The organism is Bradyrhizobium sp. 137, assembly GCF_023074095.1.
Classification (GTDB): domain Bacteria; phylum Pseudomonadota; class Alphaproteobacteria; order Rhizobiales; family Xanthobacteraceae; genus Bradyrhizobium.
Map to the genome: position 1 here is coordinate 99,858 of NZ_JADPKU010000119.1, position 13,459 is coordinate 113,316.

Genomic DNA, 13,459 nt, shown 5'->3' on the forward strand with positions numbered 1-13,459 from the left:
GCCTGCGAGCAATGCGAATAGGAAATGCGACGAATTAGTCGTATTTCGGTCTCCGCGCAAGCACGCGCTTCGCCGCGAACTCTGGAGACGCCAAATGACCACCCCAACCACCACATCGCTTACGCCGCTGCTGGATCGACTGTTCGACGAGGCCGAAGCTGCAAGCAGCGCAACGCTGGCCGCTATCGCCGACTTGTCCGATGCCGACCGGGCGCGGATGATGCGCAGCAAGACCGCTTACCGCGACCTCTATGGACGCCTGAGGGACGCTCCGCTCGCGGTCTCGCGCGAGACCGGCAGCCTGCTCTACATGCTGGCCCGCAGCTCCCGCGCCAGGGCAATCGTCGAGTTCGGCACCTCGTTCGGCATCTCGACCCTGCATCTTGCCGCAGCTCTGCGTGACAATGGCGGCGGCCGCCTCATCACCAGTGAGTTCGAGCCGTCCAAGGCAGCGCGGGCGCGGGACAACCTGTCGGCCGCCGGTGTAATCGACCTCGTGGAAATCCGCGAGGGCGATGCGCTGAAGACGCTCAGTGCCGATCTGCCCGATACGATCGACCTCGTGCTGCTCGATGGTGCCAAGGCGCTCTACTCGGATATCCTGGATCTGCTCGAAGGCCATCTCAGGCCGGGCGCGATCATCGTCGCCGACAACGCCGACGACAGCCCCGACTATCTGGCGCGTGTGCGCAAGCCCGGAAACGGCTACATGTCCACGGCCTTTGCCGAAGACGTCGAGCTGTCGGTGCGGATCAACTGACGCCGTGTCGACGCACCGCGGCATCTCGTGCCGCCACGCGATGGATCGCGCGGCGGCTTCGTGTTGCCTCGGCCGCGTCATCGTCCTGTCCGCATTCCAATCGGTGTCGCAGGTTCGTCACTCACGCGTGTTACCTGCTCACGGCAAAAGCCCGTTCCAGGGGGCTCGACGTATACCGCACAGAATCTTTCTTACGCCGAGAGGCTCATGACCTCCGCCTTCAATGCTTACGCGGCGCTCGCACTTGCCATCGTGTTCGAAGTCACGGCGTCCGCCTTCCTGCAGCAATCCGCTCAGTTCACGCGACCCTGGCCGACCTTGGCGATGGTGCTGTTCTATGTCGCCTCGTTCTATGCGCTGTCGGCGGCAATCCGCATCATCCCCCTGAGCATCGCCTATGCGATCTGGGGCGGGGCCGGCATCATCCTGACCGCCACGGTGTCCTTCGTGCTATTCCGCCAGATGCTCGATGGCGCCGCCTTCGTCGGCATCGCCCTGATCGTGTCCGGCGTCGTGGTGATCAACCTGTTCTCGGAGACGACGGTGCATTGACGCCCGGCAGTCCCGGCACGCGCTACTGGCCCTGCACCGGTTTGGGCGGACGCTGCGCGGATCGCGGCGGTTTTGCGCCAGGCTTGGCCGCATTACGGGGTGGCGGCCCATCGACCGACTCCAGATAGGCGGCGAGCGCCTTGGCGGAATCGGAACTGGTTGCGTAGTGGTCCTTCAAGAACCAGGACAACGTCAGGCTGAAGCGTCCCCTGGCAAGGCCCCGTGGGGTGCGGTGACAGCTCGCGCAACCGTCGGCAAAGAGCCTTGCGGGTGACTTGCCGGCGTCAAGGTTCTGCGCGGCTGCAGCCGTCGCCGTCAGGACGGCGCCGGCGGCAAGACTCATCAAGGGCGCGATCAAGCCGCGCCCCGGTCGAAACAGCGAAATCAACATTGTCCCCTGGACCGCCTTGCGGTCACGCCGCCGACAACTGATCGAATTCGGGCGGCGCATAGGCCTTGCCGTCCTGATCGGTGATGACGACCTGCCACCCCTCGCTGGCCCACACCCTGGCCTTGGCCACGATGAGCAGCCGGCTCTCGCGGGCGAAGCTATACTTCTCGTTGTCGCGTTCTGCGACCATTTTGTAGGCCAATGCATATCCCCTGGCGTTGCCCTGCACCCCGCCCCTCTCGTGGCAGCGGGCTTTGGCGGCAATTCGCCAGGAGCGTGGCAATTTGGTGCCATCCGCAGACAGTACGGCGCCGGCGCGCTCGCAGCCCGGTAACAAGATGAGCGCGCGCCGCATCAGGGATGCGCTTCTGCTGTTGCGGGTTTGCTTGCCGCCAAGCGTGCAGCGCCGCAGGCGCGTCGTCACATCGTGCCGAATCGTCCCCCGGCGCCGTCACGACTGTCACGGAACCGATAGCGCCTGCGCGAGCGTCGCTAGTGCACCCGGATGATGTGCGGCCGGCCAAGATTGATCAGCCCCTGCACCGCCGACAGGCGATCGTCGAGGGCTGCGATCGTGAGCTGCAGATTGTTGCGGCGCTCGTCGAGCATGCCCATCTCGGCGCCGGTGAGCTTTGCGCTCGCCCGTTCCTTGTGGATCGCTTCGAGAGATTTGCGCAGTCCGGCAATCAGGCTGGACAGCTGCTTGGCCTCCTTGGTCATCGACCGCTTCGCGACATTTTGGCGGCGCGTCTCCGCCTGACTCTGTCTCATCGTCATCCTCCCGTGCCCCGCTGCCCCGAGTGGATGCTTACAGCTTTGAGTAGATATATTACGATCGATGAAATCTGCTCGCGAAAAACTTCCTTAAATTGTATGCGCAGAGAACCTGGGTCCGACAAGCAGAAAGCCCGGCGCAAGGGCCGGGCTTTCCTAAGCAACGTCAGTGCTTCTGATGGCCGCCACCGGGGCCGCCCGCTGGCGGGCCACCACGCGGCGCATTGATGTGCGGAGCGCCGCCGCCGGGGTGCGGCATCGCAGGTGCCGCCGCGCGCGGCGCCGGCATCTGCGCTCGGGCATTCATCGGCGAGCCGTGGCTGACGTTCGGCTGGGCGACGTGCGGCATCGCGGGCCGGGCTGCAGGCGCGGCCGACACGCGCGGCACTTCATGGGCGCGCGCCATCGGCTGCGCGCGCACGGCGGCACGGCTCGCAGCATGGTCGTGCATCATGCGCGCCTGCGCGTCGCGCGGACTCCGGCTCTGCACGACGGTTCGCTCATTCGCGATGCGCTCACTCCGCGCGGCGCGGGTCCGGTCGATCGTAACCGCGGCGTCGCGCTTGGCGATTGCATTGGGCCGCCCGACGGCGGCATCCCGTCCGGTGACCGCGACATTACCCCTGGCGTGCACGCCGCTGCGCTCGAGTGCGATCGCCGCATCGCGCGTTGCCGCGCGGCCGATACGGGCCGCACGTGGATCAAGCGTCATCCGCGTCGCGAAACGCTGATGCGAAGTCCAGTAATTATTCCAATAGGCCTGGCGGCGATACCAGGGACGTCCCGCATAGTAGTTCGACCAATACGAGGTCAACACGAAGGGGACGACGGGCACGTCGATCTCCTCGACATAATCGGGGAGATAGACGTAGTGGTTGCGATAGAGGTATTCGAGATATTGCGACGATACCCAGCCGCGATCGTCGGAGAAGCTCACGTCGCACCAGGCATTGCCGCGCAGGCAGCCATGGATGTTGACGCGGGCACCACCGGGGATGCGGTCGACCAAGGGAAAGCCCGTGCCCGGTCCGGCACGCAGGCCGGTCGAGACGGTGACGATGCCCGGCGCGGCCAGCGCGGCCGTCGGGGCGAGCAGCAATGCGGCAAGTAAAACGCTTTTGAGTCTCATGGCGTGTTCCTCCTCTGCCAGTCGGAACGCGCAAGCGGAACGGGCGTTCCGCATACGGTGGTCGCACGGGTCGAAAGATCGAAATGCACACCGCGCGCGGTTCAATATTCACTCGCCGTTCATTGCCACAGCGCTCCGGCGCGCAGCCGGGCCGTCAATTCGCCGGCAACATGACGGCGTCGAAGTACGACGCAAGCGCAGCAAAGCCGTCGAGCGGCAGCACATGCGCGACATACTGGTCCGGCCGCACCACGACCATGCAGCCGGCTTTCCGGTCGATGCTGCGCATGGCGAAGACGTCGTTGCCGCTCTTGAGATCGGGACAGAACATCTTCTCGTAGTCGATCAAGCCGTAGCGGCCTTTGCGCGGGAGCAGTAGCGACGGCATCGCCTCGAGGGCAAGCTCGCGATGATCTTGCTGGAAGATAGCGCGCAGGTCGATCACGCTGTCGATGTCGGCGCCGACCCGCGTGTATCGCCTGATCGGCGACGCCCTGGCTTCGGCGAGGAAATTGCACAGGGCGCGAATGGCCGAGCCCGCTGCGGCGGGATCTTCCGCAGGCGAAAACGCGTAGATGCGGAAGCGGCCGTCGGCCTGCGCCGCATGACCGAGATGCACCGGCTTGGCGTCCGCCAGCCGGATCACCGGCGCGGAGTGGAAGCGCTTTCCGATCACAAGACCTGCCGCGAGATGCTGATGCGCGGCCGTGCCGGTGAGAAGCGAGGGACGGTAATGCGTCGCGGTCCCGGCCGTGTAACGGCCGTGCCGGACGAAATAGTCCTGCGTCCTCGCCGCATCGGCACCGCCGGCCTTCGCGGCGGAGGCGAGAATCCCCGCCCATTCACGATCGAAGTCGATCAGCTCCTTGGCAACCGCCTGGCGCTCGGCCGAATAGGAATGCAGCAGGCCTGGGGCGCACTGCCTGCGCAGGACGGCGGCGAGCTTCCAGCCGAGATTGAAGGCGTCCTGCATCGAGACGTTCATGCCCTGCCCCGCTTTCGGGCTGTGGGTATGGCAGGCATCGCCGGCGATGAAGATACGTGGCTGGCGGGTTTCGATCTCGGCGTCCGGCACGTCATCGAACTTGTCGGTGAGGCGCTGGCCGATCTCGTAGACCGACCACCAGGCGATCTCCTTCACCTCGAGCGTATGCGGCCTCAAGATCCGCTGCGCCTTGGCGATGACGTCGTCGGCACTGATGTTGCGATTGGCGACGCGCTCACCGATCTCGAGCTTGGCGAGCTCGACATAGAGGCGGACCATGTAACCGCCTTCACGCGGGATGATCAGCAAGCTGCCGTCCTTCGCGGACTGGATCAGCGACTTGAAGCGGATATCCGGGAAGTCTGTCACCGCCAGCACGTCCATCACGCCCCAGGCGTGATTGGCGGAATCGCCGTGCAGCTCCCGGCCGATCGACTTTCGTACCGTGCTGCGCGCGCCGTCGCAGCCGACGACATAGCGCGTCTTGATCGTTTCGATCTTGCCCTCGCTTCCGGCATCGACGCGGGCGAGGCGGACCGTCACGGCATAATCGCCGGCACCGGCGGCCGGATCGACATCGAGATCGAGCACGCGCCGGCTGTAATACGGCTCGAGCTTGGCCGGCGATTTCCGCATGACGTCGAGAAAGCCATCATGGATGCGGGCCTGGTTGAGGATGACGTGCGGAAATTCCGACAGCCCGTCCTCGACGTCCTGGACCCGGCCGCTGCGGACGATCGTCTTGGGCTGCCGCTCGTCCGGCTTCCAGAACGTCGTCTCGTTGACCCAATAGGCCTCCTTCAGCACGCGCGCGCTGAAACCAAAGGCGTGAAACATCTCCATGGTGCGGCAGGCGATGCCGTCGGCCTGGCCGACCAGCAGGCGGTCTGCTTTCTGCTCGACGATGCAGGTCCTGATATCCGGAAATTGCGCGAGCTGGGCGGCGAGCGTGAGGCCGGCGGGCCCGCAGCCGACGATGAGGACATCGACCTCTTCAGGCACCGCGCCCGCTGCACCCGAGGCTTGAACGCGCTCGGCGGGATCCGCAATCTCGGGATCGCCCGGCTGAAATCCATTCAGATGGAATTGCATGAGCACCTCTCCCGCCAGCTTCTTTGGATATTGCTCAGTATGCTGACTATCAGTATACTTGTCAAATGACCGGACCCCGTCCCTGCCAAACGGAGAATTCAGTGAAAGACAACAACCACATGCCCGGGCATCTGGCGCGCCGGTTCCAGCAGATCGCGGTCGCGGTATTCCTGGCTGAAGTCGCAGATGCCGGCTTCGATCTCACTCCGGTGCAATATGCCGCGCTCGCGACCATCAAGGCCAATCCGGGGCTCGATCAAGTGACGCTCGCGGGTTTGATCGCCTACGACCGCACCACCATCACCGGCGTGATCGATCGCCTGGTGCAGAAGGGCCTTGCCGAGCGCCGCCCGTCCAGCCGCGACCGCCGCGCGCGCGAGCTCGAGATCACCGACGAAGGCCGGCGCACGCTGCGCAAGATCACGCCTGCCGTCGAGTCTGCGCAGCGCATCATGCTGCGCGGCCTCACCGCGAAGGAAGGCGAGGAGCTGATGCGGCTCTTGCGCAAGGCGATTGCCGCCGGCAACGAGCTCAGTCGCGCGCCGCTGCGCGATGTGGAGGTATAAGCCCGTCGTTTTGTACGTATTGTCGCAGCGCCGCGAAACTTGGAACTAACGTTCGGCTGCTACGGTCGGCCCGTTCGGCGTTTAACGCGCGGTTAACTTTGCGGCTCGGGGGTTTCGGATGTTCAGGTTCGTTGTTGCGGCCGCGGCGATCGCGCTCTCGGCAAGTCATGCGCTCGCAAACGGCCATGGCGGCGACTCTCCGCCTCCGCCGAAACCTGAGGCGACGATCGCGCCGGCGAAGGTGGTCCTGACCAAGCAAGGTCCCAAGCTGGTCGATCTCAGGGGCATGACGCTCTACTATTACGAGCGCGACACCACCGGCAAGACATCGAACTGCAACGGCAAGTGCACCGAGAGCTGGGTTCCGCTCGCCGCGACCGCCGACGCCAAGGCCGTCGGCGATTTCACCGTGATCAACCGCAACGACGGCAGCAAGATGTGGGCCTACCGTTATCGCCCGCTCTACACCTCGCCCGCCGACAAGGCGCCGGGCGATGCCAACGGCAATGCCACGACGCTGCAATGGCGGATCGCCAGGCCGGAATAGCGCGACGCCCCATGTCGCCGGATTGCTGGCAATGATCGCGAGCGACAGAAGCGACCGATCGGTCAGCCCTCAGCTGCGCCAGCGCGTGCCCGTCTCGGCCTGCGCGTTCTGCCCGGGCGGCAGCACCACGACCATCGAATTGAGCTTCACCCGCTCATAGAGATCGATGACGTCCTCGTTGCGCATCCGGATGCAACCCGAAGAGATCGCCTGCCCGATATATTCGGGCTGATTGGTACCGTGGATGCGGTAGAGCGTGTCCTTGTTGCCGACATAGAGGTAGATTCCCCGCGCCCCCAGCGGATTGGCCGGACCACCGGGAACGCGCGCCGGATATGGCCCGAGCCGCGCCTGGATATCCGCCGTCGGAACCCAGTCCGGCCATTCCGCCAGGCGGCCGACGCGGGCGACGCCTGAGAACGCCATGGCTTCCTCGCCGACCGCGACGCCGTAGCGGATCGCCTTGCCCTCGGGCAGCACGAAATACAAATAGCGCGCATCGGTATCGACCAGGATGGTCCCCGGTTGCTCCTTGCGATGGTAGTCGACGATGTGGCGCAGATATTGCTCGGGCACGCTCGCCTTCGCGTAAGGCACATGCGCGAGCAGCTGCCGGTCGCGCGGTGTCATGCTCGCGTCGGTCGACGGGGAGAGAGTCGTCTGCATGCAGCCGCCGAGCGGCAGCAGAGCAGCAACGAATAGAACGATTAAAGATCTTGGCACCGCTGGCCCCCGATAGCGGGATATCACCCCCAGCGCCACTACATGCTGTCAAAATCGTGCAAAAAACAAGGCGAACGCGGAACAATTCCACGTGTTCGACAAGGCGGGTTCCATCACCACAAACGGCAGGAGAGCGTCGCATCATCTCCATCTCCTTGCCTTGCTTTGGTCAAACCCGGCTGGACTCGTGCTCCCTGGGACTTGGGATGGGCCCACCACAACAGATGATCGGCTCGCGCCAATGCGGACGACCAAGGCTTTAAACATCTGGGCTTCAAAGGAGCTGCGATGCTGGCGACGCTGAACAGCAAGCAAATCGTCGACGAGATCGTGAAGGACTTGGTCAAGGACAACGATCCGCACGACTCGGTTCAGATTTCTCCCGAGATCGTGCTGGACTCGCGCCCGGGGAGCGCGGCACCGGCGCTGGCGCCGGAGCTCGCGCGCCGTCCGGAGCCGAAGTTCGCTCCGAGTCAGGCGCGTGCGCCGGAGCCCACCATCAACGTCGTCTACGGAAAACCCGCCGCGGCACCTTCAGTCGACACGGCGGTTCGCGTGACGGCCAGCGATGGTGCCGGCCATCGGAAGCGATCCGCGGTCGGCAAGTGGCTGCGCGGTGCGTTCGTCACGTTCCTGTTCGCGGGAGGCAGCGCGGCTGCCGCGATTGCCTGGGAGAAGCATGGCGACACAGCAAAGCAAATGTTCGCCGAATGGACGCCGGTATTGGCGTCGCTGATGCCTTCGACGTCGCTGATGTCTTCGACGTCGCAGACGACGCCCGTCGCCGCGGCGCAGGCCGCCCCGCCCGCAGCACCAGCGGCAGCCGAACAAACGGCGGAGCAATCTGCGACGCCGCCTGCAACCCAGCTTGCCGCCGCGCCCGCGACAGCGCAGCCCGACACCGCGCAATCGATGCAGTCGATGCAGTCGATGACGAACGATCTCGCCGCGATGGCGCAGCAGATCGAGCAGCTCAAGGCCAACATCGCCGAGCTGAAGGCCGGACAGGAGCAGATGGCGCGCGAGATGGCGAAGCCGCCTGCGCCCAGGCCCGTCGCTGTTGAGACCAAGCCGGCCGATCCGCGCGCCCGCACCTCTGCGCTGCCGCCGCGGCCTGCGACGCCGCCAGTTCGCAAGCCCAAGCCGGCCGTTAGCCAGACCTACATGCCGGCCTATACGCCAGCACCGCTTGCACCTCCGCCGCCATCGCAGGCTGCCGCGGTCCCGCCGCCGGTTGCGACGACGCAAGCCGTAGCCGATGACGATGGACCTGTCGTACGTCCGCCAATGCCGCTGCGCTAGCGCGACACCACAGCGTCGCAACGTCGCCTACGCTGTCCGAGTCGACGAGTCCGGACGATTACGGGAAGCGATGCTTTGCGTGTCTTCCGCTGAAGAGAAAAGGCCGTCGGGATCTATGCCGGCGGCCTTCTCTTGCAACTGCCGGTTCCCGGAGCCCGGTTCTGTTGCAATTCGATGCTTTATGATCACGCCGCATATTTAATAAATTCTTAATGAACCCGCTTGCTGCACATCATTTCTGCGCCATAAGCACAGAGATTGCGCGGCCGGTTCATTCGAAACGATCGACTCAGTGGTACCATGCCGGATGTGTCGAGACTTCCGTTGAAGACTTGCTTTTCAAACTTGGGTCGTCACACCGGGGAATTCGGATGCCTTACTACTCCTTCGATCTTGTGGTCGGTGAAGAGTTCAAGAACCAGGGTGGAATCATCCTCGAAGACATCGAGGTCGCCTCCGATCGGGCCGATCAATTGGCGACCGAGCTGTCGCAGGTGAAGCCGGAGCTCCAGCAGAAGGGTTGCTCGGTGCGCGTCACGGACCGCGATCACAACGAGGTCTATCGCACGCCGCTCGATCCCGTCCCTGCGTGGCAGCGCTAGCTATACGTCAACCACTGGCGCTTCGAACCAATTCGTCAGCGACAATCCACCGTCGACGACGAACGCTGCGCCGGTGACATAACCGGACAGCTTGTTCGACAAGACGGTCAGCGCCATCGGTGCGAGGTCATCGGCCTCGCCGAGGCGCCCGAGCGGAATGTGCCGCGCCAGCGAGGCATCCGCGACGAACCCGCCGGCTGCGATCGCGCCGGGCACCAGCGCGTTGACACGGATGTCGTGGCGGCCGAACGTCTTGGCGAGCTCCTTCACCAGCATCGCCATTGCCGCCTTCGCCGTCGAATAGTGCGGCAGGTTGCGCGGCGTGCCGGCATGCAGCGAGGTGAGAAACAGGAACGAGCCCGGCCGCTTCGCGGCGATCAGCCGTGTCGCGATCTCGCGCGCCAGATGAAAGCCGGCATCGAGATTGACGGCATGCATCTGCTGCCAGGTCTGGCGATCGACCGCGAGCGCATGGTCCGCCTCTCGCCGCGGCGGAGACGCGCTGTGGATGAAATGCGTGATGTCCCCGAGCGCTGCCTGCGCCGCGGCCAGCAGCTCATCGCATGCCTCGAGCCTGGCGAGATCGCCGATCCAGGGCACCGCCAGTTCGGGTCTCTTGCTCGCGCTGATCGCGACCCTCACCCGCTCGGCATTGATATCGGCAAACACGGTCCGGACGCCCTCGCCGACCAGAGCCTGCGCGATCGCGCGGCCGATGCCGTTGCCCGCGCCGGTGACGAGCGCGGTGTCGCGTGCGGGATCGAATGGCGTGCTGAACAGGCTCATGTCGCGTTCCGGGGCCGGCGGACGACCAATCTAGCGCGCCGCGCCGAGGAACGACAATGGCCTCCCGGCACCATTGCGGAGCAGCGCGGCGGACGCTAGCCTCTCAAAAAACGGAGGAGATACCAAGGATGCGCACCGGTTTTCTGATGACGGGCTTGTTGCTGCTGGCCGTGCCGGCCCAGGCGGCCGACGCGCCGCCGCGGTCGACCTATGTGACGATGGTGTTGCAGGCCTTCGCCGCCAAGGTCGAGTGCCCCAACACGGATCTCGTCTATCAGGACCTCGTGCAGAAGGCGCAGCAGATGCACCTGCCTGATGGCACCACCGAGAAGGTGCGCAAGGCGATCGCCTGGATGCACACCGGCGGCAAGATGGGCGAGAAGCAGGACGATGATTTGATGGCGGAGGTCGCCGTCGCCACCCAGGCGACCGACATGGACCAGCGCCGCCTCGGCATGCCCGGCTGGTGCGAGGCCCAGAAGACCAACCTCGCCGGATTGATCCGCAGCAAGGGCGGCTGACAAGGCGGCTGTTGCAGCGTTAAGCACGCTCCCAACAGCCGACGCTCCCGACCAAAAATCGTCACAATTCTCCACAGCATGCGGCCTCTTCGAATTCGAACCGGAGAGCCCTCATGCGGAGTATCCATTTCGTTTTCGCCGGCGCGATTGCGGCCGCCACGGTGTTGACTGCGCCCGTGCTGGCGAAGAATTCCGACGCCCAGAGAAGCGAGGAAAAATCCACTTCGTCGCCCTGTACTGCCTATCAGCAGGCGCCGGACGGCTCGTGGGAACCCCTTCCCTGCAAAGCCACAGGCGAGCGGGCGCAGCCCCAGACGCAGAATCGACGTTCGACGCAAGCCACCGATCACGGCGAGCGTTGAGTACGTCCGCGCTTAAGTCGTCAGCTCTGGTGCGGACCGCGCATGATCTTCATGGCGTCGGCGATGTGACGCCATTCCTTGGCCTCTTCGGCCTCGCCGCGGCCCTCGCAGGCCTGCGCCTGCTCGGCGGCCTTCGCAATCGCAGCGAATCCATGCTGTTCCAGCATCTGCCGCGCGACGGTGTGGACCTGGAGCTCGGACATCATGGGCGCTCTCCCGTTTGAAGGAAACCGCGGCGCCCGGCTCGGCGGCGCTGCGCGGGTCTCCCACAACGATCTCGCCGTGCGACCCGTTCCGCTTACCTCACGACAAAGGCGGCCCGCCATGCCCGGCGGACCGCCTTCACCCACCCCAATTGAAAGTCTTCGGCCGCGTCCCCTACGCGACCGCCACGCGCTTGCGCTCGAAATCGTTGGGTACCTCGATATCGACCTCCAGGGTCGACACGTCGTCGCCGCGCTCGAGCCGAACGATGACCTTGGTCGGGTCCAGCTTGACGTGCTTGGACACGACGGCGAGTATTTCCTCACGCAGCACCCCGAGCAGATCGGGTTGGCCGCGTATCCCTCGTTCATGCGCGAGCAGGATCTGCAACCGTTCGCGAGCGACGGGAGCAGACGAGGCCTTGTTGCCGCGCAGAAGTCGGAGCAGACCCATGCTCATGCAGCCCTCCGTCGCAGCAGACGATCCATGAAGCCCTTGCGCTCGGTCGGAACCTGCATCGGCACGGTGTCGCCGCACAGCCGCCGCGCCGCGTCGATATAGGCCCGCGCGGGTGCGCCGTCCGCGTTCGACAGCGTCACGGGGGTACCGACGTTCGAGGCGCGCAACACGTCCTGGCTCTCGGGGATGATGCCGAGCAAAGGCGTGGCGAGGATCTCGAGAATGTCGTCGATGGTCAGCATCTCGCCGCGCGCGGCGCGGGAGGGATCGTAGCGGGTGATGAGAATGTGCTTCTCGACGCGCTCGCCCTTCTCGGCGCGCACCGTCTTGGAATCGAGCATGCCGATGATGCGATCGGAATCGCGTACCGAGGAGACTTCCGGATTGGTGACGATCACGGCCTCGTCGGCAAAGCGCATGGCCATCGAGGCGCCGCGCTCGATGCCGGCCGGGCTATCGCAGATCACCCAGTCGAACCGGCTGCGCAGATCGGCGATGACCTTGCCCACGCCCTCCTCCGTCAGCGCATCCTTGTCGCGGGTTTGCGAGGCCGGCAGCAGCCAGAGATTCTCGAGCCGCTTGTCTTTGATCAGCGCCTGGGGCAGCTTGGCTACGCCCTGCACTACGTTGATGAGGTCGAACACCACGCGGCGTTCGGCGCCCATCACGAGGTCGAGATTGCGCAGGCCGACGTCGAAATCGACGACGACGACCTTGTCGCCGCGCTGCGCGAGCGCGGCCCCCAGTGCGGCAGTGGTCGTGGTCTTGCCGACCCCGCCCTTGCCTGATGTCACGACCAGTACCTTAGCCATCTCAAAAATCTCCTTCTGGTCAGTTCAGCGCGGTAATTCGCATGGTGTTGCCTTGCAGAAAGGCTTGGGCAGGCTGGCCGCGCAGGGCGGCGTCGATATCGTCGGCAGTCTGATAAAACCCATCGATTGCAAGCAGTTCGGCTTCGATCTTCTGGCAGTAGATGCGCGCACTGGTGTGACCGTTGACCCCGGCCATGGCGCGGCCGCGCAACGCGCCGTAAATGTGAATTGAGCCGCCGGCGACGACCTCGGCGCCGGAGCCGACGGAGCCGAGAATGGTGATGTCGCCCTCGGGGAAGATCACGGTCTGGCCCGAGCGCACGGGAGCCTCGAGCAGCAGCGAGGTCGGCTTGGTCTCGGCCTTCGTCTCGGTCTTCTTGGGCGCGTTCGGCTCGACCACACAGCTGCGTCCGCCCGACAGCAGCGGTGGCATCGTCGGGGTCAGCCTTGCCTCCTCCACGCCTTCAATGCCGAGCACGCGGATGTTGCGGTCCTGCAGGCTGGTCAAGAGATGGCCGATGCCGGCTTGGCTCAGATCGACCGAGGACAGGTCGATCACTACGGGCCGACCGGCAAAGAAGCCCGGCGAGCGGGCGATCGTCGCATCGATCTCCTGGAGCCAGTCCAGGATCGGAACGGTCGGCACGAACACGAAGGCCACATAGGAGCGCCCCCGCAGGCGCACCATTTGGCGTTGAGTTTTTACTGCAGCCTCCATATCGGCCGACTCGTTCCCAATTATTGAATGGTTAACGATGCGGCGGATATGGTTAATGGCCGGTTAATTTCTCCGCGGAGCTACGTGGAATCCATCGGGCTCGCGGCCGCGCGTCCGACGGGCGCTCTCGTCCAGCCCACCGCTGTCATCACCCGCGGCGGCAGGTGATCGAGT

General features: G+C 64.9%; 19 protein-coding genes. 8 read left to right on the top strand and 11 right to left on the bottom strand.

What is annotated here, in order from left to right; genetic code table 11:
• Positions 1 to 94: 94 nt before the first annotated feature.
• Positions 95 to 760 carry a class I SAM-dependent methyltransferase gene (locus IVA78_RS30085; RefSeq protein ID WP_247277274.1) on the top strand — a complete coding sequence of 222 codons (666 nt, stop codon included), beginning with the start codon at positions 95 to 97 and terminating at the stop codon, positions 758 to 760.
• A gap of 207 nt (positions 761 to 967) precedes the next feature.
• Positions 968 to 1,312 carry a multidrug efflux SMR transporter gene (locus IVA78_RS30090; protein WP_247277275.1) on the top strand — a complete coding sequence of 115 codons (345 nt, stop codon included), beginning with the start codon at positions 968 to 970 and terminating at the stop codon, positions 1,310 to 1,312.
• Positions 1,313 to 1,334: 22 nt separating this feature from the next.
• Here IVA78_RS30090 and IVA78_RS30095 read toward each other — a convergent pair whose 3' ends face one another.
• The 5 genes from IVA78_RS30095 to IVA78_RS30115 all read right to left on the bottom strand — a co-directional run bounded on the left by IVA78_RS30095 (position 1,335) and on the right by IVA78_RS30115 (position 5,683).
• The gene (locus IVA78_RS30095; protein ID WP_247277315.1) at positions 1,335 to 1,655 is read right to left on the bottom strand and encodes a hypothetical protein; all 321 of its coding nucleotides are present in this window, start codon (positions 1,653 to 1,655) and stop codon (positions 1,335 to 1,337) included.
• Positions 1,656 to 1,725: 70 nt separating this feature from the next.
• Complete coding sequence (locus tag IVA78_RS30100; protein WP_247277276.1) at positions 1,726 to 2,127, bottom strand: hypothetical protein; 402 nt, start codon at positions 2,125 to 2,127, stop codon at positions 1,726 to 1,728.
• A gap of 68 nt (positions 2,128 to 2,195) precedes the next feature.
• Positions 2,196 to 2,474, bottom strand: coding sequence for a hypothetical protein (locus IVA78_RS30105; protein ID WP_247277277.1), 279 nt, complete (start codon positions 2,472 to 2,474; stop codon positions 2,196 to 2,198).
• A gap of 169 nt (positions 2,475 to 2,643) precedes the next feature.
• Positions 2,644 to 3,606, bottom strand: a complete 963-nt coding sequence (locus IVA78_RS30110; protein WP_247277278.1) for an SH3 domain-containing protein — start codon at positions 3,604 to 3,606, stop codon at positions 2,644 to 2,646.
• 154 nt (positions 3,607 to 3,760) lie between these two features.
• Positions 3,761 to 5,683, bottom strand: coding sequence for an FAD-binding monooxygenase (locus IVA78_RS30115; RefSeq protein WP_247449172.1), 1,923 nt, complete (start codon positions 5,681 to 5,683; stop codon positions 3,761 to 3,763).
• Positions 5,684 to 5,784: 101 nt separating this feature from the next.
• On the opposite strand from IVA78_RS30115, the gene IVA78_RS30120 reads away from it, so the two are divergent.
• Together IVA78_RS30120 and IVA78_RS30125 are read left to right on the top strand one after the other, a co-directional pair.
• A complete protein-coding gene (locus IVA78_RS30120) occupies positions 5,785 to 6,249 on the top strand; it encodes a MarR family transcriptional regulator (protein ID WP_247277280.1) in 465 nt (154 codons plus the stop codon).
• Positions 6,250 to 6,367: 118 nt separating this feature from the next.
• Positions 6,368 to 6,796, top strand: coding sequence for a hypothetical protein (locus IVA78_RS30125; RefSeq protein ID WP_247449176.1), 429 nt, complete (start codon positions 6,368 to 6,370; stop codon positions 6,794 to 6,796).
• Positions 6,797 to 6,865: 69 nt separating this feature from the next.
• Here the strand turns inward: IVA78_RS30125 and IVA78_RS30130 are convergent, their stop codons facing one another.
• Entirely contained in the window at positions 6,866 to 7,519 is a 654-nt protein-coding gene (locus IVA78_RS30130; RefSeq protein WP_247277282.1) for a L,D-transpeptidase, read from the bottom strand.
• A gap of 288 nt (positions 7,520 to 7,807) precedes the next feature.
• Between IVA78_RS30130 and IVA78_RS30135 the strand changes: the two genes are divergently transcribed.
• Together IVA78_RS30135 and IVA78_RS30140 are read left to right on the top strand one after the other, a co-directional pair.
• Complete coding sequence (locus tag IVA78_RS30135; RefSeq protein WP_247469115.1) at positions 7,808 to 8,821, top strand: hypothetical protein; 1,014 nt, start codon at positions 7,808 to 7,810, stop codon at positions 8,819 to 8,821.
• A 371-nt stretch (positions 8,822 to 9,192) separates the two neighbouring features.
• Positions 9,193 to 9,423 (top strand): hypothetical protein, encoded by a 231-nt coding sequence (locus IVA78_RS30140; protein ID WP_247277284.1) that lies wholly within the window; start codon positions 9,193 to 9,195, stop codon positions 9,421 to 9,423.
• On the opposite strand, the gene IVA78_RS30145 is transcribed toward IVA78_RS30140, so the two are convergent.
• Complete coding sequence (locus tag IVA78_RS30145; protein ID WP_247277285.1) at positions 9,424 to 10,209, bottom strand: SDR family oxidoreductase; 786 nt, start codon at positions 10,207 to 10,209, stop codon at positions 9,424 to 9,426.
• A 128-nt stretch (positions 10,210 to 10,337) separates the two neighbouring features.
• Here IVA78_RS30145 and IVA78_RS30150 point away from each other — a divergent pair, with 128 nt between their 5' ends.
• A complete protein-coding gene (locus IVA78_RS30150) occupies positions 10,338 to 10,730 on the top strand; it encodes a hypothetical protein (protein ID WP_247277286.1) in 393 nt (130 codons plus the stop codon).
• Between the two features lie 113 nt (positions 10,731 to 10,843).
• A complete protein-coding gene (locus tag IVA78_RS30155) occupies positions 10,844 to 11,092 on the top strand; it encodes a hypothetical protein (RefSeq protein ID WP_247277287.1) in 249 nt (82 codons plus the stop codon).
• 20 nt (positions 11,093 to 11,112) lie between these two features.
• Here IVA78_RS30155 and IVA78_RS30160 read toward each other — a convergent pair whose 3' ends face one another.
• The 4 genes from IVA78_RS30160 to minC form a co-directional block, all read right to left on the bottom strand.
• Positions 11,113 to 11,298, bottom strand: coding sequence for a hypothetical protein (locus IVA78_RS30160; protein ID WP_247277288.1), 186 nt, complete (start codon positions 11,296 to 11,298; stop codon positions 11,113 to 11,115).
• Between the two features lie 172 nt (positions 11,299 to 11,470).
• A complete protein-coding gene (gene minE, locus IVA78_RS30165; RefSeq protein WP_247277289.1) occupies positions 11,471 to 11,755 on the bottom strand; it encodes a cell division topological specificity factor MinE in 285 nt (94 codons plus the stop codon).
• The gene (gene minD / locus IVA78_RS30170) at positions 11,752 to 12,567 is read right to left on the bottom strand and encodes a septum site-determining protein MinD (RefSeq protein ID WP_247277290.1); all 816 of its coding nucleotides are present in this window, start codon (positions 12,565 to 12,567) and stop codon (positions 11,752 to 11,754) included. Before minD ends, minE begins: the two co-directional genes overlap by 4 nt.
• A gap of 19 nt (positions 12,568 to 12,586) precedes the next feature.
• On the bottom strand, positions 12,587 to 13,285 hold the full coding sequence (minC, locus tag IVA78_RS30175; protein ID WP_247277291.1) for a septum site-determining protein MinC: 699 nt from the start codon (positions 13,283 to 13,285) through the stop codon (positions 12,587 to 12,589).
• Positions 13,286 to 13,459: the final 174 nt, after the last annotated feature.